The sequence below is a fragment of the Rhodothermus marinus genome, from assembly GCF_009936275.1.
Classification (GTDB): Bacteria; Bacteroidota; Rhodothermia; order Rhodothermales; family Rhodothermaceae; genus Rhodothermus; species Rhodothermus marinus_A.
The window spans coordinates 1,196,364-1,221,159 of the sequence record NZ_AP019797.1; the positions used below are offsets into that span (position 1 = coordinate 1,196,364).

Consider the following 24,796-nt stretch of genomic DNA (forward strand, 5'->3'; position numbering starts at 1 on the left):
TATTTTTGCGGCATGGTACAGGCTGGACCCGGGTCTGTCAATCCCCCGTTCGGGGGATGGGAAGGTCGAGGCACAGGCAGGTACCGCGTCCGGGCCGGGTGTCGATTGCCAGCGTGCCCTGCAGGCGGGCGGTTCGTTCCTGCATGTAGCGCAGCCCGCGGTGAGAGACGGTAGCCGGGTCGAATCCCCGACCGTCGTCGCAGAGGCGGAGCCTCAGGTGGTGGTCGGTCAGCTGAACCGCCAGGGTAACGGTGTGGGCCTGTGCATGCTGAAGTACGTTACGCATGCCTTCGCGTACGATGCAGACGATGTGGTGTCGCCGTTCGGCATCGATGGGCAGGTCGGGTAGGTGATCAGGCAGTGTGAAGCGTGTCTGCAGGCCGCCCGCTTCGGCCATCTGGTGAACCGTTTCGCGCAAGTAGCCGATCAATACGGGCAGGCGGTCGTTTTCCGGGTTGGTCGTCCAGAGCAGCAGCCGGAGCTGGTCGATGGCCGTGCGAGCCAGCTCGGCAGCCTGGCGCAGACGCCCCGACAGGGCTTCGCCACGCTGCTGACGCGCCGGTAGCGTGTGCAGCAGAAAATACAGGCTTGTGAGCGTGGCGCCGACCTCGTCGTGGAGATCCCGGCTGAGCCGGCGACGCTCCTGCTCGAGCACCTGACGCGCCAGCAGCAGGCGTCGGTAGCGCTCCGAAAGGATGAAAAAGGTCAGGCCTCCGGTAAGACCCAGGGCCAGCAGCAACAGGCTTACTCGAAAACCTGTGGTCTCCCATAGATGAGGCCGGGCTATGAGGTGGATCGGCTCGGCCAGACGCCCGACCTGTCCATCGGGACCGATAGCCTCTACCGTGATTCGGTAGGTGCCCGGCGTCAGGTTACTGAGCACAAGCTGAGTGCTTGTTCCGAGATCGAGCGTTTGCCGACGCTCACCATCCATCAGGATGCGATAGCGCACGCCCTCCGGAAACGACAGGAACAATCCGCGGAAAACCAGGCCGATCGCACGCTCCCCGGGAGGCAGCACAATCGGGCGACCGTCGAACGGGGTTGCCACCAGCCGGGCCTCCCGGGCGCGAAGTACCGAAAGCATCACGGGGGCAGGAGCAAATGGATAGGGGCGAATCGTTCGGGGATCGAACCAGACCACGCCATGCGTGCCCCCGAAATACAACCGACCGGCACGATCTTTATAATAAGCACCCCGGTTGAATTCGGTGGCCCCCAGCCCTTCGGCGGTTGTATACGTGCGAAAACGCAGCCGGGGCAGACTATCGGTAAAAACTCGTACAAGTCCCCGGTTGGTGCTCAGCCAGAGGCTGCGGTCGTCGGCCAGCAGGCCGTAGATGGTGCGCGAGGGCAAACCATCCGCTTCGTCCCAGTGCAGCCAGCGCGTACCCTGCCGTAGCCAGAGTCCCCGGCTGGTGCCGAGCCAGTGTCCCCTGGCGTTACGATACTGGCTCCAGGCCACTGTGGGCGCGGGCAGCGATTCGCGTCGTGCTTCGACCGACCTGCCTTCGTCATTCAGGACGAGGCGTAACAGGCCGTCTTGCAGCCCGACCCAGAGCGTGTCGCCATCGCGAAGGAGGCTCCGGACAGGGGCATCGGCTTCATAGAGAAGTTGCGGGGCGTCATTCTGGATGCGGTAGATCTGGCCGGTATAGCTTCCTGCCCAGAGCGCAGCTCCATCGGTCAGCAGAGCGGTGAAGGTATTCGGGCCGGGCGTGCGTACTTCAGGGGACGCCGGTAAAAGCTGTCGCGGGCATTCCAGACAGAATAGCCCCTGATCTGTGCCGATCCAGTGGTGTCCATGCGCATCTTCGGCAAGGACCCAGACGAAAGGATTGGGGAGAAACACCTGACGTTCGAGACGCCAGTCCTGCTCCTGAAGACGAAAAACAAACAAACCGCCCCCGATCGTTCCCACCCACAGGTGACCGGCGCGATCCTGCAGAATGGCCGACACGTAGCCACTTTCGAGGCCCTGCGCACGACCGATCAGGCGAAAAGACGGACGCCAGGGATCCCAGACGTAGACGCCCCCGACGGTTCCTACCCAGATACGTCCCTGTCGATCGCCCGCCAACGAGAGCACATAGCGCGTAAGCTGGGTACGATAGGGGAACGGAATCAGAAGTTGCTGCAGCTTGCCCGGTTGTATCCGGACAAACACACCGGACCGGGTAGCCAGCCACAGACGCCCATAAAGATCCAGAGCCACATCGTTTATCGGGGCTGAAAAAGGGATTCGTTCCAGCGGGGTGAGCCGGCAGGTGCCCTGCACCTGATAGGCACTCAGCGTATCGCGTTGCTGCAGCCAGAGCCGTCCCCTTCTGTCGGCAAGCAGTAGATTGGTGGCAACGACGGCGGGACGCACTGCCTTCGAATCGGCAAGGCACCACAGCGTATCGTTTCGGATCCACCAGATTTGTTGCTGTGCATCGACCTTCCAGACAGGAGGCGGTTCTGAAGCCGGCTCGTTGCACGCCGGCTGCATGTTTGGCACGTACGGACGCGGTCCACAGGCCGTCCAGATCCAGGGGGAACCGTCGGGAGCTATTGCGAGAGATGAGTAAGGCGTAATGATGAACGAATCACGTTGTGCCGTACGCAGAAGTAGATTTGAACCTGCCTGGACCCACACGTTCTGAAACCGATCAACCGTCAGCTTTAAAGCCGTGATGGGATATTCGGTCCCTTCAGGCAGGTAGTAGCTTTTCCAGGAGCGGACCGACACACCATCCCAGCGGGCAATGCCTTCCAGCGTACTCATCCAGATAAAGCCCACGCTGTCGGCTGCCAGGCTGTAGACGGAAAGCTGGGGCAACTTCCCTTCAAGGGGTACTTCCTGGAGTTGCAACGTATCCGGCGCAAACCCCATCCACAGCAATAGCAGTACGCCAGGGCCCATAAAGACTGGTCTGTAGGGTTTTGCCTGACAGGAGCTTACGGGTTTTACCTGATACAAAAATATAACCTTCCCGACGGGACGCCGATGCGCTTCTGGCGTAATTATCAGTAGAAACACCAACAACCGCGGAGGGCGCCATGCTGGAGATTCGACGCATCCTGTTTGCGGATGACTATTCAGAATGCGCGGAAAAAGCGCTTCCCATTGCGCTGGCACTGGCGCAGGAGCACGAGGCCGAGCTGCACCTGCTGCACGTGGTGGTGCCCTACGAAGATGCGCGGGGCCTTTCGGCGCTGACCGAGGAGCAGGAAGCCCGGCTCAAAGAGCGGCTGCGGGATCGCCTGAACGCCGCCCGCAAAGGACAGCGCAAAGAGGCAGCCGGAGCCCTGAAGCTGGTGGTGGCCGTCGAGCGCGACATCGCACCGGCGCCCGGCATCCTGGGCTATGCCGAAGACCACGACATCGACGTGATCGTGATGGGCACGCACGGCCGCCGGGGCTTCCGGCACTTCCTGATGGGTAGCGTGGCCGAAGAGGTGGTGCGCATGGCCCGTTGCCCGGTGATCACCACGCGGCAGCAGGTGGATCCCTGGCACGTGCATCCGCCGCGCCGCATCCTGGTGCCGGTGGACTTCTCCGAGCACAGCCGGACCGCCCTGCGCTACGGCCGGGAGCTGGCCGCCGCCTTTGGCGGACAGCTCACCGTGCTCTACGTCATCGAGGAGATCCTGCATCCGGCCTTCTACAACACGGGCGTCTTCTCGATCTACGACGTGATGCCGGACATCGAGGAGCGCTCGAAGAAGGCGCTGGAAGAGTTCGTGGTGCGCACCGACGGTCCGGAGGTGCCGATCAACTATCGGGTGGTGCATGGCCGCGCCGTGCGGGAGATCGTGCATGAAGCCGAGCGGGAGCCGGCCGACCTGATCGTGATGTCCACGCACGGCCTGACCGGCCTGCAGCATCTGCTGCTGGGCAGCGTGACCGAACGGGTCATCCGGCAGGCACCCTGCCCGGTGTTCGTCGTGAAGGCCTTCGGCAAGTCGCTGCTGCGACCGACCAGGGCCGAAGCTTCCGAAAAGGTAAAGACCACAACCTGACACGCAGGCTTCCGAAGAAGCCAGGAGGTGTGTCATGACGGCGCGTGTCAAAAATGAATGGCGGGTGCCCCGTGCAGACTCCGGCGAAACGCCGGTAGCCGTCGAGGTGCCGGAGCGTCTGCGGCGTCGGGCGCCGTACAAGCTGCCCGGGGCCGACCTGCGGCAGTACTACCGGCTGTTCATCATGCTGGGGCTGGCGCTGGCGCTGGCGCTGCTGATCGTGCTGTTTCGCATTCCGTGGCGGCCGAAGACCGAGGTGGTGCTGGCCGCGCCTGAGCAGGAGGTGGTGCAGCTCGAGGAAATCGTGCAGACGCGCCAGGAGCTGCCGCCTCCGCCACCGCCGCGTCCGACAGTTCCGATCGCGGTACCTGACGAAACGATCCTGGAAGAAGAGCCGGTGAGCTTCGACGTCTCGCTCGACATTAACGAAGCGATCACCGAGCTGCCGCCGCCTCCACCCCCACCGGAGCCGCAAAAAGAAGCGCAGCAACCGGAGGAAGAGCAGGAAATCTTCGTGGTGGTGGAGGAAATGCCCGAAATCATCGGCGGCATCGAACGGCTCTACGAGCTGCTGGAGTATCCGGAGCTGGCCCGGAAAGCTGGACTCGAGGGCCTGGTGGTGGTGCAGTTCGTCGTGGAACCCGACGGGAGCATCAGCAACATCCAGGTGATTCGTTCGGCCGGCAAGCTGCTGGACGAGGCCGCCGTCAAGGCCGTCCAACAACTGCGCTTCAAGCCCGGACGGCAGCGTGGACGTCCCGTGCGCGTCCGCTTCTCGCTGCCCATCCGGTTCAAGCTGCAACCGGCCCAATAAAACAGCAAAACGAGGCGCTATGTGGCGCAATATACTGGTTCCCACGGATTTTTCCGGAGCCGCCCGCCAGGCACTGCAACTGGCCGTGCGGCTGGCGCCACCGGGCTGTACGGTGCACGTGATGCACGTGATCACGCCGACCGAAAGCGATCCGTACAGCCCGGTGCGGCTCCGGCCCGAAGGGCAGGCCCGCCAGCGACTGCCCGAAGAGGTGACCGACGAATTGCTGCAGCAACTTGTGCAGGACGTGGCCACCGACCATGTGGCCGTTGCGCGCGCCTGGCGGCGCGCTTCGGACGTGGTCGGAGCTATTCTGGATTATGCCGACACCGTGGAGGCCGAATTGATCGTGCTGGGCACGCATGGCCGCCGCGGACTGCAACGCTTTCTGCTGGGGAGCGTAGCCGAAGCCATCGTGCGCCGCGCTTCAGTACCCGTACTGACCGTGCGCGAGCACGCCCGCGTGCCGGAAGCCATCCAGCATATCCTGGTGCCCACGGACTTTTCCGAGGACGCCCGCATGGCACTCCGTGAGGCCGCCCGCTGGGCCGCCCACTTCCGGGCCCGGCTGACCCTCCTGCATGTACTGGCCCCGGCCGTCATTCCCGTCTCGGTGACCGAGATGGCCGCCGTCTATGAGGTCATGCCGGGGCTGCAGGAGCGCATTCAGGAAGAACTCACGCGCTGGATCGAAGCCGAAGTGCCCGAGACCGTGTCCTCTGACGTTCGCATCGAAGAAGGGCCGGTCGATCTGACCATCCTGGAGCAGGCCCGACAGGAACAGGCCGATCTGATCGTGATGGCCACCCACGGTCGCTCCGGCGTGGCCCGCTGGCTGCTGGGCAGCGTGACCGAACGCGTGCTGCGCCAGGCCCCCTGTCCGGTACTTACCCTCCGCCATCGCGAACTGCCTTCGGAGCCTTCTCTTCATTGAGTGAAAGCTGTGTAAGCAAATCCCCTACGACACCACCGGGGATTCCCCTACAAGGGCGTGCGTTTTCTTCCGGTATCTTTAGCCCTCTGTAAATCGATAACTTCCTTTCAGCCTGTGCAGCACAACGCCCGCCGGCATAATTCCGGCACCGTGACGCATGGAGGTGACGATTCGCAGCGATCCCAAAAGCAGCGAGGGCATGACGACGGCCTGGAAGGAAGATCCGTGGCAGGTGGCCGAGCACGACTTTCCCCGCTACGCCACGCCTGAAGCGCAATTGCGTTTTCTGCTGAACTATGCCGTGCTGGCCCCTTCGGTCCACAACACGCAACCCTGGCGCTTTCGGGTGGTGGGCAGCGAGGTGGAACTCTACGCCGACCGCACGCGCGCGCTGGCCGTGGCCGATCCCGAAGACCGTCAGCTCATCATGAGTTGCGGCGCGGCGCTGTTTCACCTGCAGGTGGCCATGCGTCATTTCGGCTACCAGCCTCAGGTGCGGCTGCTGCCGGACCCGGACGACCCCGACCTGCTGGCCTTCGTCCGACTGGGACCACCCGAGCCCGGCACCCTGCTGGACCATCGGCTGTTTCAGGCTATCAAAAAGCGCCATACGAACCGCCTGCCCTTCGAAAATCGCCCCGTCCCCGAGGCCGAACTGAGGGCGCTGGATCGGGCCGTCGAGCAGGAAGGAGCCCATCTGGTCGTGATTCGGCAAAAAGAAAAACGCTACGAGCTGGCCGAACTGATCACCGAAGCCGACCGCATCCAGACCGCCGACCCGCGCTTCCGGCGTGAACTGGCAGCCTGGACGCACCCCGCCCGCAACGAAAGCAAAGACGGATTGCCGCTGACCGCCCGGGGCCTGCAGGAGTGGCTGGGACCGGCCGGACCGCTCGTGCTGCGCACCTTCCTCTGGGCCCGGGGACAGGTGGCCCGCGATCGGCAGCTGGCCGAAGGCTCGCCCGTGCTGCTGGTGCTCCTGACCGAACGCGACGAGCCGCTGGTCTGGCTGCAGGCCGGACAGGCCCTGGACCGGCTGCTGCTCCAGGCGGCCGACTACGGCCTGTCGGCGTCTTTTCTGAATCAGCCCATCGAAGTACCGGAAATGCGCAAAAAACTTCGCGACTGGCTTGGCACCGAGGCCTGGCCACAGACCATCCTGCGCCTGGGCTATGGGCCGGCCGTGCCACCCACACCGCGCCGACCCGTGCACGAAGTGCTGCTCCAGAGCCGTTATCTCTGAAAAATCGGCAACAAAGCCCCGATCTCCGGGTACATGCCCCGGTAACCCTTCGATCAAACGCTACCCGGAAGATCGGGGATGGCCCGCACGGCAACAGGCACTGCTTCCGAGACGATCCGCACCGACGGCCGGCCGTCGGACCGCCTTGCGTTTGCCGTGCCGCAGGCGACCCGTCCCCGGCCTGTGCCGCCGGGCCGTCCACTGGACGATCCGCGCCTGTACTTCAACCGGGAGCTGAGCTGGATCGACTTCAACTGGCGCGTGCTCTTTCAGGCGCTCGATCCGCGCGTCCCCCTGCTGGAGCGCGTTCGCTTTCTGGCCATCACCTCGACCAACCTCGACGAGTTTTTCCGCAAGCGCTACGGTGGCCTCAAGCGCCAGGAAGCCGCCGGCGTGCGCCAGCTCTCGCCCGACGGCCGCACGCCCACCGAGCAGCTCCGCCTGATCCGGGAGGCGCTCCGGCCCATGTACGACTGCATGTACCGCCTCTGGCGCGAGGAGCTGCGGCCGGCCCTGGCCCGTGAAGCCGGCGTGCATGTGCTCGACTACGAGCAGCTCGACGAAGCGCAGCGGCGCTACCTGACCCGTTACTTCGAAGAACAGATCTTTCCGGTGCTGACGCCGCTGGCCGTCGATCCCGGCCATCCGTTTCCGCTCATTTCGAACCTGAGCCTGTCGCTGGCCGTGCTGCTGCGCCATCCGAAGCAGGGCACCGAGCATTTTGCCCGGGTCAAAGTGCCCACCGACCGCGGACGCTGGGTGCCGCTCGAAAAGCCGCTGCACTTCGTACCGCTCGAAGAAGTGGTGCGACACCACCTGCCCGAGGTATTCCGGGGTATGGAAGTGCAGGGCGCCTGGGCCTTCCGCATCACGCGCAACGCGGACGTCCGACGCGCTGAAGAGGAGGCCGAGGACCTGATCGCGATGATCGCCGAGGAGCTGCGCGAGCGGCGCTTTGCGCCCGTGGTGCGCATGGAAGCCGAGCACACCATGCCGGATCGGGTGCGGCAGCTCCTGATGGAGGAACTGGAGCTGGATCCGGAAGACCTGTTCGAGGTGGACGGTCCGATCGACCTGGGCGATTGCCAGGCGCTGGCCGAACTGGACCTTCCGGCCTTTCGCTACGAACCCTGGGAGCCCATCATTCCCCCGGCGCTCGTGCACGAAGGCGAAGCGCAGGATCGGGTGACCATTTTCGACATCCTGCGGCAGCGCGACGTGCTCGTGCATCATCCCTACGAGTCGTTTGCGGCCAGCGTGCAGCGCTTTCTCGAAGAAGCCGCCGACGATCCGCACGTGCTGGCCATCAAACAGACGCTCTATCGCACTTCCAGCGATTCGCCCATCATGAAGGCGCTCATGCGGGCGGCCGAGCACGGCAAGCAGGTGGCCGTGCTCGTCGAGGTCAAGGCCCGCTTCGACGAAGCGAACAACATCGAATGGGGTCAGCAGCTTGAGCGGGCCGGCGTGCACGTCACCTACGGGCTCGTCGGGTTGAAGACGCACGCCAAGGTGACGCTGGTGGTGCGCGAGGAAAACGGCCGGCTGCGCACCTACGGCCACATCGGCACGGGCAACTACAATCCGGAAACGGCCCGCCAGTACGCCGATCTGGGGCTGCTGACCGGCCGCGAAGACATCGGTCGCGATCTGGTCAACCTGTTCCACTTCCTGACGGGCTTTGCGCCCGAGCAGCAGTACCAGAAGTTGCTGGTGGCGCCGCGCGATCTGCGTCCGGCGCTGGTGCGGCTCATCCGCCAGGAGGTGGCGCATCACCAGCAGCACGGCAACGGCCGCATCATCGCCAAGATGAACGGCCTCGACGACGTCGGCATCATTCAGGAGCTGTACCGCGCCTCGCAGGCCGGCGTGCCCATCGATCTGATCGTGCGCGGGCCGTGTCGGCTCCGCCCCGGTCTGAAGGGCTACAGCGAAACGATTCGGGTCATCAGTATCGTCGGGCGTTTTCTGGAGCACAGCCGCGTTTATTACTTCCACAACAACGGCGATCCACTCATCTACATCGGCAGCGCCGACTGGATGCGGCGCAACCTGGACGACCGCGTCGAGGTGCTGGCGCCTGTCGAAGACCCGCAACTCCGGCGGCGGCTGACGCGTCTGCTGGAGCTGGCCCTGGAAGATCACCGCACGGCCTGGGAGTTGCAGCCCGACGGCCGGTACGTCCTGCGCAGGCCCCGCGAAGGCGAGGAAGCATTGGGCTTTCAGGAGCAGTTGATAGTGCGTGGACGGGTACACAAACCTGTTTGACCTGGGAATAACATTTGCTTAAATGTCAAGAAATGGAGCGTAACAGGATGTCTGTATGGAAGTGCGCGAGGCGTCGGCGCTAAATCACGAAGCTCTTTACCGCGCCCTTTTCCAAGCGACTCGAGACGCCGTTCTGATCGCAGACGCCGAAACAGGCCGGATTCTGGATGCCAACCCGGCGGCTGAGCGGCTTTTCGGCTACGAACGAGCGTTGCTGTGTCAGGTATATCTGGATGAGCTGTGTCCGGCTGAACTTGCCGCCTCCTATCGAAAAAAATTCCGTGAGGCCATTGAGAGCGGTACACTTCAGACACGTAAGCTGATCGTGCAACATGCCGACGACAGCTGGATCCCTGTCGCTCTCTCGGCCCGGGTCGTGGAAGTTAGTGGACGCAAACTGCTCCAGTGCGTTCTCCATGATCTACGTGATCTCCAACGTCTTTCTGAAACAGAGGCTTTTTATCGAACGCTTTTTGAAACCAATCTGGTTGGTATCTATCTCCTGCAAGATGGTCGTATTTCCATGGTAAACCCTCGAGGGGCCGCCATATTCGACTACACACCTGAGGAGCTTGTGGGATTACCTGTGACCGTAGTTATCGCAGAGAAAGATCGTCCGTTGGTGGTCGAAAACATCCGACGTCGCGTTGTTGGTGAAGAAAAAGCGGTTCGTTATCGGTTCCGAGGACGACGTAAAAATGGAGGTCAGGTCTGGGTAGAAGTCTGGGGACAGAGCTTTATCTATAAGGGGCGGCCGGCCATCCTGGGCACGGTGCTGGACATCGACGAGCAGGTACGGGCCATCGAGAAACTGAAACAGAGCGAGGCCCGCTACCGCCGTCTGTTCGAGCACAGCGTGGCCGGTTTCTATCGGACCACGGTGGACGGTCGAATCCTGCGCGTCAACCCGGCGCTGGCCCGCATGCTGGGCTACGACGATCCCTCCGAACTGGAAGGCCGTCCGGCCAGCATTCTTTACGTGGAAGAAGCTGATCGCACGCGCTTTCTGGAGGCGCTGCGCCGGGAGGGCCGACTCGTCAACTATGAGGTTCGGTTGCGCCGAAAGGACGGCCGCGTGCTCTGGGGACTGGAGAACGCGCTGCTGGTGCAGGAGCCGGACGGCACCGAGTGCATCGAGGGCACGTTGATCGACGTGACCGAGCTGCTGGAGCAGCGCCGGCGGTACCTGGGACTCTACGAACACACGGAAGACGCCATCTTCTGGATTCGCGTCACGGACGACGGCCGGTTTCTGGTGGAGGCGACCAACCCCTCACATCAGCGCAAGACCGGGCTCACGCCCGAAATGCTCTGGAACCGACCGCTGAACGAAATCCTGCCACCCGACATCGTGGCCCACGTAACGGGCAACTACCGGCGCTGCCTGGAAGCCGGCCATCCCATCGAGTACGAGGAGACGCTGGATCTGCCGGCCGGCCGCCGTACCTGGCTGACGCAGCTTGTGCCCGTTCCCGATCCGGACGGCCGCATTCGGCTCATCGCTGGCATCGCCCGCGACATCACCGAGCTGCGGCGGTTGCAGGCGCTGCTGGAGGAGGAGGGGCTGTTTCTGGAACAGCTCGTCTCCGGTGCCTCCCGTAAGAGGCTCTGTGAGCGGCTCTGCCGGGTGGCCGAGCGCTTCATTGAGGGTGCCCGCGCTTCGGTCTGGATGTACGACGAAGGGCGGCTCCACCTGTGCGCCGCACCGGAGCTTCCTGAATCGTTTTGGGCACTCTTCGACGGCCAGCTCATCGGCTCCAACCAGGGATCGCTGGGCGCGGCCGCCTTCAGCCGTCGGCCGGTCTGGGTTGCCGACATTGAAAACGATCCGCGCTGGGGAGCCTTTCGGGAGCAGGCGCTGGCGCAGGGCCTTCGTGCCTGCTGGGCCGTGCCCTTCTTCGGGCGCAAGGGTGAGCTGCTGGGCGTGCTGGGTCTTTGCTTCGACCGGGTGCGCAGTCCCTCGCCTGATGAGCAGGCCGTCGTGGCCCGGCTGGCCCACCTGGCCGGCGTGGGCATGGCCAAGGTAAAGCTCCAGGAAGAACGGGAGCGGCTGGCCCGCGTGGTGGCACAGATCACCGAAGGCGTGGCCCTCACCGACACGATGGGCAACGTGGTGTGGGTCAACGAGGCCTTCACGCGCCTGACCGGCTACCGACCCGACGAGGTGCTGAGGAAGAATATCGAGCACCTGCTGCACGGCCCGGAAACCGACCGCGACACGCTCCGGCGTATGCGGCTGCGCCTGCTGCGCGGACGGCCGGCACGTGCCCGGCTGTATCACTACCGCAAAGATGGCTCGGGCTTCTGGGACGAGGTGCACATCGACCTGCTCTATGATGAACACGGGCAGCACATCGGCTACATCGGCCTGATGGCCGACGTGACGGAACTGGTGGAAGCCGAGCGGCAACTGAAGGAAGCCAAAGAACGCGCTGAAGAGGCCAGCCGTCTGAAATCGGCCTTTCTGGCCAACATGAGCCACGAGATCCGCACGCCGATCACCGCCATTCTGGGCTTTGCTGAGCTGCTTGACGAAGAGCTGGAGGCCCGCCAGCAGGAAGACCTGCGCGAATTTACGAACATTATTGACCGCTCGGCGCGGCGGCTACTGATGCTGCTCAACGACATCCTGGACCTGAGCAAGATCGAAGCCAACCGACTGGAGCTCAAGCTGCACCCCACCGATGTGGTGGACGTGGCCCGTCAGGCCGTGCAACTCATGCAGCCCCTGGCCGAGGAGAAGGGGCTGAAGCTGGAACTACACGCCGAGGAAAACCTGATGGCCCGGGCTGATCCGAACCGGCTGCATCAGGTGCTGGTCAATCTGCTCTCGAACGCCATCAAGTTCACCGACGAAGGCTACGTGCGCGTCGAGCTCGGCCGAAAGAAGGGAAGGATCCGGCTGGTTGTGGAAGATACCGGCTGCGGCATCAGCCCGGAATTTCTCCCGCATCTGTTCGAGCCGTTCCGGCAGGAGCACGAAGGGCTGGAGCAGAAACACCAGGGGGTGGGTCTGGGCCTGGCCATCGTCAAGCGCCTGATCGACCTGATGGGCGGCCAGATCACGGTGCAGTCCGAACCCGGCAAAGGGACGCGCTTCGAAATCCTGCTACCGTTTGCCGACGAGCAGCAGGGCTGATTCGAAGCCGGCAAACCGGCTTCGAATCAGCCCCGCCCTGATGTTAATTCCGATCGATCACCAGCGCACGCCGTATCACGTGCGACTGTTGCTGCAATTCCAGTTGATAGAGTCCGGAGGCAAGTGTCGGCAATTGCAGGTGTAGCCGCTGCCAGCCTCGCGTGACCTCGTGTGTTTCCTGCCAGACGAGACGCCCTGTCAGGTCGTACAGGCGCAGGCGGATCGGTCCGGCCTCAGGGCTGCCCACATGCAAGGAAAGGAAACGTCGGGCCGGCTGAGGATACAGCGCGCGCAGCGTAAAGGTAGCGGGCACAACTTCGGCCCGTTCGGCCTCTGTAAAAGCCTGGCGCACTTCGATGGCCACCGAGTCGTAGGCGACGGCACCCCAGGCATCGACCACCGTCAGCCGTACCATGTACTGCCCCGGCGTCTGAAACGTATGGGTAAGGCGTGGGCCGCTACCGGTGGCCCCATCGCCGAAATCCCAGCGGAAATTCAGGGCATCACCGTCGGGATCAGAAGATCCCGACGCATCGAAGGTCACGGTTAACGGAGCCAGCCCAACGGTGGTGTCTGTCTGAAGCGAGGCGACCGGAGGGCGATTCTGGCGCGATGGGCCAAGCTGTCCGAGCCAGACCGCGTTGAACGGGATCGCTGAGAACGTTTCGGATACGCTGAGGTAGCCAAGCTGTTGGCCATCGTCCAACAGGATCCAGCCGTTCCGGGGACTGGTGACCATCAGGAAATTCCCATCTGGAGAAAAGCAGGGACGTAGTGGATCGATAACCACACCCTTGGTACGCTCAGGAAAGCCGGCAACCAGAAGTTTCCCCTGCTCGTAGTCGGCCAGCACCACGTCAATGGTATCATTCACGACAAGGTTAAAAGCCAGTAGATCCGGATTCAACGGATAGTAGATCGGGTTGCCGATGCTGATAGTCGGTTCCTGGGCCGGCAGCAGCGTGTAGATCTGGTCGCTGGAAAAATCGACTTCGTAGGCCGACCAGTAGCTGAAAGGACGACCGCCCAGTTGGATGCGATTGAGTGCGTCGAACACAATGCGGGGGACGGCAGGGTTGGGCGACCAGTTGACCACGTCGGGATAGGCAATCGTTTTCACCTTCACGTACATCGTGCTGGTAGGCTCCAGCGGGAGCTGATAGACAGTTTCACCATCCCAGAAATACAGCGTGGCGTCATTCTCGTGGGCAGAAACAATGGCGGCGATTCCTCCATCCGGACTGATCGAGGCGTTCCAGAGATCGCCGGGTTGATCCAGATAGAAGTCGAATTCGTAGATCTCTCCGCTGTTCAGGTCGATCGCCGTCAGATAGCCTTCGGGGTTGACAAACCACAGGGAGCTACCGTCCCGGGTGCCCGAGAGCTGGGCGACATCGAGGCTTCCATCATCGTACTGGGTAAAGCGCGCCTGTACGACGTCGATCACGCCGAGCTGCACATTATTCGGATCGGTCATATCGATCAGACCGATTTCTCCTTCGTACTGATAGAACCAGGGATCCCAGAGCACGAAGAAAATCAGCGAGCTCTGTACCTGCGGCGCGGGTATATCGTTACCCTGATCGCCGCCCTGGCCCACCTCCGGCGTGATCCCGACCATATCAAAAGCCTGGCGCACGACCTGTAGTTCGGTACCTTCGCCGTACAGGTCCTTTGTGGCCTGCTCGACGGCTTTCCGCAGGTCGCCGAACTGACTGTTGCGCGTCAGGTACTGGCTCAGCGCCCGGTAGTAGATCCGGGCGCCTTTTTCAGATCCGATCTGTTCGATGATATGCGCTGCAGCCCGGTTCGGAATGCCGCTATTAATGTGTACGCCGCCGTTATCCTGATTGATATCCAGATTGCGATACTCGGACATATGGGCGGGCTGGCGGCTCAGGACGTGATCGCCGCCGGGATTTTTCAGGTCGCGCAGGGCCTGCTTCCCGGTCTCCGGGCGCACGATGCCCTCACCCATCAGAAAATCGCCGGTAGCCAGCGCGGCAAAGACGTCGGCAAAGGATTCATTGAGGGCACCGGACTGAAACTGATAGACCAGATTCGCCGTGTGTTCGATAACGCCATGAGCCATCTCGTGCACGCCGACGTCGGGGTTACCGGCCAGCGGAAGAAATTCACGGTCTCCGTCTCCATAAGCCATGACGCGCCCGTTCCAGAAGGCATTGTCCATGGGACGGCCGCCGTCGGTCACGTGAATGACCGACAGGATGGTGCCCCCCTGACCATCGATGGCATTCCGCCCGAACTGAGTGTGGAAAAACGTAAAGGCCTGATAGTGATTCCAGTGAGCCGAGACGGCGACCGGGTCGCTCCAGGTATTGTTCGAGGACGAGACCGGGATCAGGTTGGTGTTTTGATTCAGGTCGCGGTTTCCGGCATTCAGTACAATGGCACCGCCTTTAGGCGAATCGGGCAGGCGTGAGCCGCTCAGGTCTAAGGACGGCAGATCCCAGATCATAAAGTAGCCGGAGGCAGGATCGTAATAAACCCGCAGTGTGCGGGTATTGCCAAGCACATCCTGCGCCTGCGCATCGACGAATTGGCCCTGCAGGCTGGGTAATGGGGTATAGGCAATCTCCGGTGCGTCCGGGATGGCGCCGGGTTCGGTCGGCCTGAGGGTACAGTAGTTGGCAAAAGTGTGCAGAATCTGGCCTGTTTGGGCGTCGATCAGGTAGGTGTAACGTTCCACCCAGTTGGGACGGATGTCCACCTCGTAAGCCAGCCGCCATCCGCTTTCCTGATGACGGTACCAGACGAGTTGAGGCGGCTGTTCGTCGAGCCCCAGCGCGTCGCGAAGTGCCGGACCGGGAGGCTGCCAGCGTCCTTTTCGCCGCAGATCGGCCGCGGCCTGCTCATAGGCCTCGGCGGCGGTCAGCCAGGGCGTTGGTGCAGATGGCCCGCTGGGTGTGGGTTCATAGGTGCCGTTCACCGCATAGATCTGACCTCCGGCATCCACATGCACCCGTAGCTCTGCCGCCCAGACCGGGTAGCCCCGGTAGCGTTGTTCAAAGCGCAAGTGGGTATAACCCAGCGCGTCCCGACTGACATCCTGCAGGCGTAATTCTTCGCGCGGGTTCTCCAGCCCGAACAGTCGGCGATGACGCTGGAGAAAGTCCATGACCTGTCGAGATACATCCTGTGCGCGCTTACCGGCCACTTGGTCCAGGCGACCGCTCATCCAGCGAACGGTGCCATTGGGAGCGCGGTGAATTGTTGGCCCCTCCAGTTGTTGCAAACGGACTGGCTTTTTGCCCGGCAGCGTACGAAACGTCAGCCGACCAACCGGGCGGCCGTAGCGGAGTAGCGAACCACGCGGCTGCGCGAGTAGCTGCTGGAGTTGTTGCGAGGTTTCGATAAGCGGAAAGTCCAGCCGTTCGGGCAGCGGCGGCAACGGACGTCCATCGCGTAGCGATTTCTGGGCCGTAGCCTGCAGGGGAAGTACCAGAAGCAGCAGGGCCCCTGCCAGAAAAGAGCATCGTGTGCGCTTCATGGCTGCCGGACATTCTGGTTTAGCATTTCATAGAGCATCTGAAGCGTGCGCGTGACCGCATGGGTATCGGATGGACTCCAGACCCATTGCGCTGTGTCGCGGGACGTATATCGGCGGATAAAGCGACTGTAATTGCCGGGGGAGTTGTAAGCCGGGAGTGTCTGTAATTGTCTGTAGACTGCTTCGATCTGTTGTCGTTGTGTTCGACGCAGTTTGCCCCGGGTTCGGGTTTGAGGAGGATCCCCCGGGCTCTGGCGCCACATTTCGATGGTGCCGTCACGCCAGACGGTGTAGCCCTGTTGCAGCCCGGTAAAGCCGCCGCCCTCTCCCCAGGAAAGCCAGGGCTTCGTGCTGCGACAGGAACTGGTGCTCAGCAGAAGCACGAGCAAAAGTAATCTGCACATCGGTTCGTGGAATCTGAAGACAATTTCATCGCCCGGCAACCGCAACGAAAGGTAACCACGGTGTTCTGGCATCACAATCACCCGTTCGGGGGAGGGATGGGTTTCCGATTTTCAGCATTGAGCGGAAGCAGAGCCAGCCGGCGCGACGAGTGGAGCAGTTTACGACCAGAATTCAGGCCGTTTCGGTTCGGTAATGATTGGCCAAAGTGCTGCGCTTTCCTTCAGGCCATCCCCCGTTCGGGTGATTGACGGCGCAAGTGCAGGTTGCTAAAGTTGGCATTGGGCTGTTTCTGAAAATTTCTGTGTGCAATGAAGATGGATCAAGCGGGCACAGTAGTGCACAAAATTTGCGCAAAAAGGATCATTGGGCTGGCACTGATAGCGATCGCCGCCGCCGGCGCCCTTAACACAGGGGTTGGTTATACGCCAGCATCTTTTCTGGAAGAAAAAGCGTCAGGCATAGCGGTTGCAGGTGCCCATCAGGATCGTGTGATTGGAGGACAGCTGTTTTCCGCAGGCGGCGAAGTGCAGGTAGAGGTTGCTCCAGCAGGCATCGCCTTCTACACCAGTGAGTTGTGGCTTTTTGAACCTGGGCCGCCTCAGTTTATTGCCACCAATCGTGATGCAGGCCTTGTCGTTAATCTGGGGCCATTCGACCCTGGTGTGGAATTGGTGTTTGGAATTGTCGTTCGAGAGACGGGGTGGACTTTCAAAATGGGTCCTGGAGAACGCAATCCTGACGGGATTCCGCATGCAGCTGTAGAATTCATAGCCGAAGGCGAAGCGATCGTAGGTTTTGAGGATCTATACGGAGGTGGAGATCGAGATTATGACGATGTGGTTTTCATCTTTCGGGGAAGTATTGTTCCAGAACAATGTGGAAATGGAGTAGACGATGACCGTGATGGTTTGATAGATTGCGAGGATGCTGATTGTGCTGGCGTTGGAGAATGTGGAGAGAACTGTGAAAATAATCGCGACGATGATGGGGATGGCCTCGTGGACTGTCTGGATGCAGACTGTTTCAGAGGTTGTGCCGGAATTGGACGTTGTCGAAATTGGCCCCGAATCACAAGTTTGTTCCCGATACAGGGTGCTAATATAGGTTCAGTCACTGTAACGCTCGGTTGTTGTAACGTCCAGGAGGGAGCTTCTATCTATCTGGATGGTCCGGGTGGAGAAATACCTGGTCAGAATCTTGGAATCTTTTCTACTGAAGGTTCCAGTACCGTACAGATCTCTTTTGATTTAAGGGGAAAACTACCTGGTGTATATGATATCCACGTTAACAATCCAGATACAACGTACACGTTTTTGCGAGGGGCCTTCACCATTACCCAAGGAAGTGGTCGCACAGCAACTCCCTGGTTAGATGTCGCTAGCCGAGAAGTATTCCGTATGGGGAGGGCGCAGCGTATTAACATCTTCTACGGGAACAGCGGGACGGTCGATACAAGCGCCAAGTTGATTTTTCTGAGCGTTTCGGGGGATGAACAGGCCTGGTTACAAACAGACGTGTTCGACATCCCACGATCGGAGCTTGTTCTGCTTGCAGGGTCTCTGATGGGTGAGGCGCTTTCTCTGGGAGCAGGTCAGTCATGGACCTTACCCGTTATTGTGGAAGCGCCCAATATGCCTGGTGAACTGGAACTACAGGCCCGTATGTTTGAAGTTTCAGGGAGCAATTTTCCCTGGGAAGCACTCCCCCCACCACGAGCGGTTTCGCCAGAAACGTGGCAGAAGGCTCGATACTTATTACAGCAAATGGCTGGTAGTTCATGGGATAGTGTATTGCAGTTTCTATTGCGATCTCGCGGGCAAGGTAAACCACTGGAGGTCGATAAAGCACTGGCCTTTGCTTCTGTTGCCGCTGTATGGTCTGTCCTGTTGGATGACACTCTGAGCGCCCCCAAAACATTGTCTTTTCATAGTGCCATTTCTGATATCGAGATCGAGTATCTCTCTACCAGAGAAAGCGGTTTGGGTATTTATGCGGTAGGATCCATTACGGAAAATCCAAGCCGAGCTGTTATTATAACACATGGCCTCGGTGGCATGGATATTAATAATCCAGAAGACCGATTCGTGAAATTAGGTGTTGCAGTGAAACAGCAGTGTCCTGATTGTAATGTGTTTATTCTCAACTGGACACCTTTAGCTACAATCAGTTCAATTAATGGATGGAAAACGGATCCATGGTGGGTAGGAGCAAACGGCATTCCGCCAGCTGCTAGTTTACTTCGAAATGACCTGCGGAATAGTGGATTTGGTGGGTTGGGTGGTAATGTTCTGGGAGTGGACTTTAAAGAGGCCGGATATATCCCGCCTGATCGGACTATAATGATTGGTGAAAGCTTTGGAAATAAAATAAATGAGATTTTAATTGATGAATATTTGGGATCCGTATCACGTGTGCTTGCCTGTAACCCGGCTAGCGAAGGCAGTTTGGTTGACCCTCCAAACTTCTTAGGAAAGGCTGATCTGTCTGTTGGTTTTCATACTTTCAGCCTCTTTGATACGCAGCAACCAGTTGCTCAATTCGATTTGCTATTGCAGACAAGAGAAGGTATGGATGATGTTGGCGAGCACACTTTCGGAGTTGTTCAACTGGGCAATTGGGTGGCTTCTGGGGATGTGCGCTGGTTGTTTGGCTCTCCAGAAGAACTGGGACTCTCGGGGCTTACCCGAAACGTTTATAAAGGGTATGAAGGGTTTGTTCGGCTTGATGGGCTCGTAGAAGAATTACCTTCACCTCTGCCCTCTGAGACCTTATTTATTGCACCCTATGCTTATGCTGCTCTTAAACAAGCATATGAGGATGAAATCAAAAGAAAAGTGCGAAGGGTGCGTGTTGTAGGCAGCATGGATCCCAACGATAAAGCCGGTCCACTCGTAGCGTCTCCAGGCGAACCCCTGGCTTATACGATATTTTTCGAAAACCTTGAGACGGCAACAGCCCCAGCTCAGGAAGTGGTTATTGAGGATCAACTTGATCCGGAGCACATGGATCTGCGCACTTTTGCGCTGGGTCCTATCATGTTCGGGCGCTGGTCTGCGACACCGCCACCTGGAGCGAAAAGCTATAGTACCACGCTGGATCTTCGTCCAGACCAGCCTCTACTTGTGCAAATAGAGGCTGGTCTGGATACCGTTACGGCGCGGGTAACGTGGCGGCTAACGTCCATAGATCCAGAAACGGGGGAGCTGCCTAAGGATCCTTTTGCGGGATTTTTGCCGCCCAATGTTCGTCCTCCTGAAGGTGATGGGAGCGTATCGTTTACAATAGCGCCACGCACTTTGCTTCTGACGGATTGGCATACCTGTAATAACGCTCGGATCGTATTCGATCAGAATCCAGCGATAGAAACGCCTGTAATATGCACCCAACCGCCTGAATTTGGCTTTACGCTTTCGCCTCCGAATCCGACCCATCTGCACATTATGCAGGGCGGTATGCAGAACTTCCAGATTACGCTTACCCCGAAGAATGGTTTTTCAGGAATCGTGAGCCTGATGCTAGTAGATCAAAGTGGCAGGAGAGTGCCGGGTATTACGATCATCAGTACCAATCCCGCGCCTGTACAGGTGCTTACTGATTCGATAGTGGTTTCTGCAACGGTGATGGCGGCATCCGATATAACTCCGGGCACCTACAATCTACAAATACAGGCTATTTCAGGCAGTATCGCTCGCTGGCAACCCCTTACAGTTATGGTAACTGAGCGAGCTCGAAGATTCCAGGTTACCCGCAACGATGATGCTACGGACGCCACCCTTGGGGACGGCATCTGCGCGGACGGTAACGGTGCTTGTTCGCTGCGTGCGGCGGTAATGGAAGCGAATGCCCTGGGCGGGGGACCTCACACTATTGTGCTACAGGCGGGGCAGGCCTATAACCTGTCGCTGGATGCAGCAGTGGGAGAGGAAAACGGAGCAGCTGAGGATGATCTGGACATCATTGCAGATATCATCATTCAGGGCAACGGGGCGACGGTGCAGCGCGACCTGTCGCTGACCTGTAACGCCAACAGCCAAACCGAAACGGGCGAATTCCGCATCTTCGATGTCCAGAGCGGAGGCCGTCTTACGTTGCAAAATGTGACAGTACGAAATGGCTGTGCAGATGGCGTCTCCTCAGGGGGCGGCATCCGCAATGCGGGCCGAGTGATCATAACCAATAGTACCTTTGCGGATAATGTGGGCGGCGGAGCTCTCTACAATGAGGGAGGGACCATATACGCCAGTTTCGTTACCATTGTGAACAACAGCGGAGGTGTAATCCAAAATGGGCCGGAATCAACCGTCCAAGTCAAAAACTCAATCATAGCTAACAACATAGCAAGCAACTGCTCGGGCTCGGGTACGCTGAACGCTTTCGGTGTTAACTTCGCCACCGACAGTTCATGCGGTTCAGACTTTACGGTGGTCAGCGCCGATGAACTTAACCTGCAGCCGCTTGCTAACGACGACGGCTTCGCTTCGATCTTCCTCCTTGGCCCAAGCAGCGCGGCCGTTGACGCAGTAACAGACTGTACGGACCTTGACAACAACCTGGTGACTATGGACCAGCGGGGGATGACTCGTCCCCAGGGGAATGCCTGCGATGCTGGCGCAGTAGAGCGTGAAGTGCCTGTAGCTATCGAAGAGCTAAAGCTGCCGACCACGCTGGCTTTCTATGGGCATTATCCGAATCCAGTGCGTTCTGATTACGTGGTGTTGGTGCTGGATTTGCCCGTGAGTGCGCAAGCGCAGGTGGTGCTGTATGATGTTTTAGGTCGACAGGTTCGTCGCTGGTCTTTGGCTGCGTTGTCGGCTGGCGCACGGCGTCAGGTACCGCTGTATTTAGGGTCCCTGGCGGTCGGTTTATACATCTATCAGGTGCAGCTTCGGCTCGACTCTGGAAAAACGCAAAGCTTTCAGGGAAGACTGGTAAAACTGGAATAAAAAGCATACAACCCTGGCCTGAAGGCCAGGGTTGTATGCTTTTTAGCGGTCCGGACGGGACTCGAACCCGCGACCTCCGGCGTGACAGGCCGGCGTTCTAACCAACTGAACTACCGGACCACTTGCAGGACTGTAAACTACAACCTCGAAGAACGTCCGGGCAAGCCGTGCTCGTTGAAGCTTCCGTGGATTGCAGCGGCTGCCCGAAGCAGCACGATACACGCCACAGCACGTTCGAAAGTTTCAGGCCAATCGGCTCACTCCGGCAAAATGGTAATGCGTGGCTCGTCGTCCTTCGATTTTTCAAGCGGGTCCGGCTCGGGCATGATCCAGGCCAGGATCAAGTACACGATGATGAAGGGGAAGCCACTGGAAAAGATGGCGCCCAGCACGAAAAGCGCCCGGATCAGGGTGGGATCCCATTCGAGGTATTCGGCAATGCCGCCGCAGACGCCCGCCAGCATCCGGTCGCGCGACTTGACCAGGCGTTTGGACTTCGTTTCCGCTGGCGAAGTGGTGGTGGCTTCGGCGGTCGTCTGAGCTGTAGTGGACTTACCGGAAGAAAACGTGGTGCGCAGCTCTTCGAAGACCTTCCGGGGCTGATCGAACAACTCGTCCAGCGATTTTTGCTGCCTGGGCCTGGCTTTTTTGCGCGGGCGTGGACGCCGGCGCGGCCGCCAGGAAAGCACGCCCAGTCCCAGCAGGATGATCAGCAATGCGGCCACCCAGGGCAGAAAGCCCACCAGCGTGCTCACGTCCACGCCGCTCCAGAGTCCCATCTGCTGCAGCACGTACACCACACCCACCAGCAGCATGGCCAGTCCGGCCACCGTGGGCAGATTCCACACCGAATCCCGACGCGTGGCGCCGCTTTCGTCTCCGAACAGCAGTTGCTCCAGTTCGGCATCGGAGAGCTGCTCGAGTTCCAGCGCCTCCGCCTCTTCGGCTTCTAAATGCATCGGGTGGGAGCGCGTGCGCGTGGCCATTGCGGTTGCTTCAGGTGCTGATGGACTGTCTTCTCTGCGCCTTACGCATGGCATGACGATAAGTTACAATTTAGTGGTGAGGTAGGGAGCGATGAAAGCCCACGGCTTGGGGTCGTGGGATGAAGTCGCCACACGGTCGTGGGATGAAATCGCCATACCAAGGGGGGTGTGTCAGACAGTTGCGTGTTCCAGGTCGCTTGCACATACTGAAGGGCTGTGACATACGGTTGTCACCAACACAAAATATCCTGTGGTTGGTATGCGCAGAACGTTCAAATATTGCCTCTATCGATCCAGGCGGGATAAGCACCTGATCGAGCAGATCGAGGTGGCCGCCTCCATCTGGAACCACTCCGTGGCGCTGACGCGACGCTACTACCGGATCTACGGGAAATACCCCGGTGCAAACCGGCTGATGAAGCACATCGCCAGACTCCGCCGACGCAACCCCTACTGGCAGAAGCTCGGGTCACAGGCCGTGCAGGACGTAATCGAGCGGCTCGACAGGGCCTACCAGCGGTTCTTCTCTGAGCCGAAGGCCGGAAGGCCTCGCTTCAAGAAGCGCGAGCGGTATTCCTCGTTTACTCTGAAACAGGCCGGCTGGAAGTACCCCGGAGGTAACCGGATTCGCATTGGCAAGCACACCTACAAGTTCGTGCGCTCTCGCCCTATTGAAGGCGAGATCAAGACTGTCACGATCAAGCGGGACCGCGTAGGGCGACTCTGGATCTGTTTCAGTGTGGTCACAGCAGAGGAACAGCCGAAGACGCCAGCCCCACACGAGGCGGTAATGCGTCCGGTGGGGCTGGACTTCGGTCTGAAGTGCTTCCTCACGCTGAGCGACGGTAGAGAGATTCGCGCGCCCGAGTTTTTCCGTCGCGGTCTGCAGGAGGTGAGAAAGGCCCACCGCGCGCTCAGCCGCAAGCAGCGGGGGTCGAACAACTACCGCAAAGCCCGCGTCCGCCTTGCGAAGGTCTACGATCGCATCTCGAACCGGCGTCGGGACTGGTTCTTCAAGACGGCCCATGCGCTCTGCGAGCGCTACGACTTCATTGCTCTTGAGGATCTGAACATCGAGGGCATGAAGCGCCGCTGGGGACGTAAGGTCAGTGACCTCGGCTTTGCGGAATTCGTTGCTATTCTTGAGCATGTTGCTCGGAAGCGTGGCGTTCGCGTTGCGAAGGTGGACCGTTTTTTCCCGAGCAGCAGGAGGTGTTCCTGTTGTGGTTGGGTTAAGAAGGACCTCAGTCTTGCAGACCGCAAGTGGACGTGCGAGCGGTGCGGCATCGTGCACGACCGTGATAAGAACGCGGCGGTGAACATTTGCAGGGAAGGGGCATCTTCCCTCGGGGTAGGCGACGTAAGACCGCCCGGGGCGGCTGTCGCCGCTTGATCCCGAAATCCCACGTGCTTTAGCCGTGGGAGTATGTCAAGACCGACGAATCACCTCCTGTTCCGTCACCACGACCTGCACGGGTACGTCGTGGGGCTCCGGGGGCACGACATCGACCAGGCACTCCATATAGACGGGACAGATCGTGCAGGCCGAGAGCTCTCGTAGAAATGTATCGTAATAACCCTTGCCGTAGCCGACCCGGTAGCCGTTGCGTCCGACGCCCAGCGCCGGTACGAGCACCACGTCAAGCGTTTCGGGCGGAACGAGCGGGGCGGTGCGGGGTTCTTGCAGGCCCCAGGGGCCGCGCTCCAGTCGCGAGGGGTCGTCGAAGCGGCGGGCTTCGAGCTTCGGCGGATCCGTACAGGCAACGACCGGCAGCGCCACCAGCTTACCTCGACTTCGAAGCCACGAGGCCAGAGGGCGCAGGTCGATCTCGCGCCGCTCCAGCAGCGGCCAGTAGAGCAGCACGGAGCAGGCCTCGCGCAGCTCGGGCAGCTCCTGAAGGCGGCGCACGATCGCCCGGCTGCGCCTGCGGTGTGCCTCCTCGCTCAGGCTCGCCCGAAACGCCCGAAACTGTCTGCGGAGCGTTTCTTTGATCTGTACCGGCAGGGTGTCGAGCGACATGAGCGGTGCTACCAGGGTGATCAAAGACAAGATAAACTTATGGAAAGAGAAAAGCACGGGGTTCCCGAAGATCGACTGACCGCGTTCGAGGCCTACCGGGCCCGCATGAACCGGCGCATCCTGGAGGCCGATCACCTGGGCATCAAGCGGTTTTTCCATCTGGACGAAACCGCCTATCATGACGGCGCGCTGGATCGCAAAACAAAAGAACTGCTCGGGCTGGTCGCTTCCATGGTGCTGCGCTGCAACGACTGCATCGACTACCATCTGATCAACTGCGTGCGGCTGGGCTTTTCGGACGAAGAGCTGCTGGACGCCATGAACGTGGCCCTGATCGTGGGTGGATCCATCGTGATTCCGCACCTGCGCCATGCCGTCGAAACGCTCGACCTGCTGCGGGCCCGTGAAAATCCAGCGGAATAACCGGCCGATTCCGCTTTTTGAAGGAATCGCGTGATCCTGCCCGGCGCTTGTGCGTTGTATTTCGATCGTGAAAACCCTATTTTCTCGCTTCTGTAAGCAGGCGAG

At 60.2% G+C, this 24,796-nt stretch carries 14 protein-coding genes and 1 tRNA gene; 9 read left to right on the forward strand and 6 right to left on the reverse strand.

What is annotated here, in order from left to right; genetic code table 11:
• Window positions 1-37 precede the first annotated feature (37 nt).
• Window positions 38-2,905 carry a sensor histidine kinase gene (locus GYH26_RS05305; protein WP_161540770.1) on the reverse strand — a complete coding sequence of 956 codons (2,868 nt, stop codon included), beginning with the start codon at window positions 2,903-2,905 and terminating at the stop codon, window positions 38-40.
• Between the two features lie 137 nt (window positions 2,906-3,042).
• Here GYH26_RS05305 and GYH26_RS05310 point away from each other — a divergent pair, with 137 nt between their 5' ends.
• The 6 genes from GYH26_RS05310 (at window position 3,043) to GYH26_RS05335 (ending at window position 12,403) form a co-directional block, all read left to right on the forward strand.
• A complete protein-coding gene (locus GYH26_RS05310) occupies window positions 3,043-4,005 on the forward strand; it encodes a universal stress protein (protein WP_161540771.1) in 963 nt (320 codons plus the stop codon).
• A gap of 34 nt (window positions 4,006-4,039) precedes the next feature.
• Window positions 4,040-4,819: an energy transducer TonB gene (locus GYH26_RS05315; RefSeq protein WP_161540772.1), complete on the forward strand. Its 780-nt coding sequence runs from the start codon at window positions 4,040-4,042 to the stop codon at window positions 4,817-4,819.
• Window positions 4,820-4,838: 19 nt separating this feature from the next.
• Window positions 4,839-5,753: a universal stress protein gene (locus GYH26_RS05320; RefSeq protein WP_161540773.1), complete on the forward strand. Its 915-nt coding sequence runs from the start codon at window positions 4,839-4,841 to the stop codon at window positions 5,751-5,753.
• Window positions 5,754-5,910: 157 nt separating this feature from the next.
• On the forward strand, window positions 5,911-6,996 hold the full coding sequence (locus GYH26_RS05325; RefSeq protein WP_161540774.1) for an Acg family FMN-binding oxidoreductase: 1,086 nt from the start codon (window positions 5,911-5,913) through the stop codon (window positions 6,994-6,996).
• Window positions 6,997-7,074: 78 nt separating this feature from the next.
• The gene (gene ppk1 / locus GYH26_RS05330) at window positions 7,075-9,264 is read left to right on the forward strand and encodes a polyphosphate kinase 1 (protein WP_161540775.1); all 2,190 of its coding nucleotides are present in this window, start codon (window positions 7,075-7,077) and stop codon (window positions 9,262-9,264) included.
• A 55-nt stretch (window positions 9,265-9,319) separates the two neighbouring features.
• Complete coding sequence (locus GYH26_RS05335) at window positions 9,320-12,403, forward strand: PAS domain S-box protein (RefSeq protein WP_161540776.1); 3,084 nt, start codon at window positions 9,320-9,322, stop codon at window positions 12,401-12,403.
• Between the two features lie 43 nt (window positions 12,404-12,446).
• Here the strand turns inward: GYH26_RS05335 and GYH26_RS05340 are convergent, their stop codons facing one another.
• Both GYH26_RS05340 and GYH26_RS05345 read right to left on the reverse strand, forming a co-directional pair.
• Window positions 12,447-15,914: a M4 family metallopeptidase gene (locus GYH26_RS05340; RefSeq protein ID WP_161540777.1), complete on the reverse strand. Its 3,468-nt coding sequence runs from the start codon at window positions 15,912-15,914 to the stop codon at window positions 12,447-12,449.
• Window positions 15,911-16,390, reverse strand: a complete 480-nt coding sequence (locus GYH26_RS05345) for a hypothetical protein (protein ID WP_161540778.1) — start codon at window positions 16,388-16,390, stop codon at window positions 15,911-15,913. Before GYH26_RS05345 ends, GYH26_RS05340 begins: the two co-directional genes overlap by 4 nt.
• A 237-nt stretch (window positions 16,391-16,627) precedes the next feature.
• Here GYH26_RS05345 and GYH26_RS05350 point away from each other — a divergent pair, with 237 nt between their 5' ends.
• The gene (locus GYH26_RS05350; protein WP_161540779.1) at window positions 16,628-21,262 is read left to right on the forward strand and encodes a choice-of-anchor Q domain-containing protein; all 4,635 of its coding nucleotides are present in this window, start codon (window positions 16,628-16,630) and stop codon (window positions 21,260-21,262) included.
• Between the two features lie 46 nt (window positions 21,263-21,308).
• Here the strand turns inward: GYH26_RS05350 and GYH26_RS05355 are convergent.
• Both GYH26_RS05355 and GYH26_RS05360 read right to left on the reverse strand, forming a co-directional pair.
• Window positions 21,309-21,382, reverse strand: a tRNA-Asp gene (locus GYH26_RS05355).
• Window positions 21,383-21,519: 137 nt separating this feature from the next.
• Window positions 21,520-22,248, reverse strand: coding sequence for a PspC domain-containing protein (locus GYH26_RS05360; protein WP_174238071.1), 729 nt, complete (start codon window positions 22,246-22,248; stop codon window positions 21,520-21,522).
• Between the two features lie 259 nt (window positions 22,249-22,507).
• Between GYH26_RS05360 and GYH26_RS05365 the strand changes: the two genes are divergently transcribed.
• Window positions 22,508-23,641, forward strand: a complete 1,134-nt coding sequence (locus tag GYH26_RS05365; RefSeq protein WP_161540780.1) for an RNA-guided endonuclease InsQ/TnpB family protein — start codon at window positions 22,508-22,510, stop codon at window positions 23,639-23,641.
• A 36-nt stretch (window positions 23,642-23,677) separates the two neighbouring features.
• Here GYH26_RS05365 and GYH26_RS05370 read toward each other — a convergent pair whose 3' ends face one another.
• Window positions 23,678-24,298, reverse strand: a complete 621-nt coding sequence (locus GYH26_RS05370) for a 5-formyltetrahydrofolate cyclo-ligase (RefSeq protein WP_242006606.1) — start codon at window positions 24,296-24,298, stop codon at window positions 23,678-23,680.
• A 9-nt stretch (window positions 24,299-24,307) separates the two neighbouring features.
• On the opposite strand from GYH26_RS05370, the gene GYH26_RS05375 reads away from it, so the two are divergent.
• A complete protein-coding gene (locus GYH26_RS05375; RefSeq protein WP_161540781.1) occupies window positions 24,308-24,691 on the forward strand; it encodes a carboxymuconolactone decarboxylase family protein in 384 nt (127 codons plus the stop codon).
• Window positions 24,692-24,796: the final 105 nt, after the last annotated feature.

Bases quoted from the DNA above. Each gene is read 5' to 3' on its own strand.
- GYH26_RS05315 (WP_161540772.1), top strand. From the start codon at position 4,040: ATGACGGCGCGTGTCAAAAATGAATGGCGGGTGCCCCGTGCAGACTCC.
- GYH26_RS05345 (WP_161540778.1), bottom strand. From the start codon at position 16,390: ATGCCAGAACACCGTGGTTACCTTTCGTTGCGGTTGCCGGGCGATGAA.
- GYH26_RS05310 (WP_161540771.1), top strand. From the start codon at position 3,043: ATGCTGGAGATTCGACGCATCCTGTTTGCGGATGACTATTCAGAATGC.
- GYH26_RS05375 (WP_161540781.1), top strand. From the start codon at position 24,308: ATGGAAAGAGAAAAGCACGGGGTTCCCGAAGATCGACTGACCGCGTTC.
- GYH26_RS05320 (WP_161540773.1), top strand. From the start codon at position 4,839: ATGTGGCGCAATATACTGGTTCCCACGGATTTTTCCGGAGCCGCCCGC.
- ppk1 (WP_161540775.1), top strand. From the start codon at position 7,075: ATGGCCCGCACGGCAACAGGCACTGCTTCCGAGACGATCCGCACCGAC.
- GYH26_RS05325 (WP_161540774.1), top strand. From the start codon at position 5,911: ATGGAGGTGACGATTCGCAGCGATCCCAAAAGCAGCGAGGGCATGACG.
- GYH26_RS05350 (WP_161540779.1), top strand. From the start codon at position 16,628: ATGAAGATGGATCAAGCGGGCACAGTAGTGCACAAAATTTGCGCAAAA.
- GYH26_RS05360 (WP_174238071.1), bottom strand. From the start codon at position 22,248: ATGGCCACGCGCACGCGCTCCCACCCGATGCATTTAGAAGCCGAAGAG.
- GYH26_RS05365 (WP_161540780.1), top strand. From the start codon at position 22,508: ATGCGCAGAACGTTCAAATATTGCCTCTATCGATCCAGGCGGGATAAG.
- GYH26_RS05340 (WP_161540777.1), bottom strand. From the start codon at position 15,914: ATGAAGCGCACACGATGCTCTTTTCTGGCAGGGGCCCTGCTGCTTCTG.
- GYH26_RS05335 (WP_161540776.1), top strand. From the start codon at position 9,320: ATGGAAGTGCGCGAGGCGTCGGCGCTAAATCACGAAGCTCTTTACCGC.
- GYH26_RS05305 (WP_161540770.1), bottom strand. From the start codon at position 2,905: ATGGGCCCTGGCGTACTGCTATTGCTGTGGATGGGGTTTGCGCCGGAT.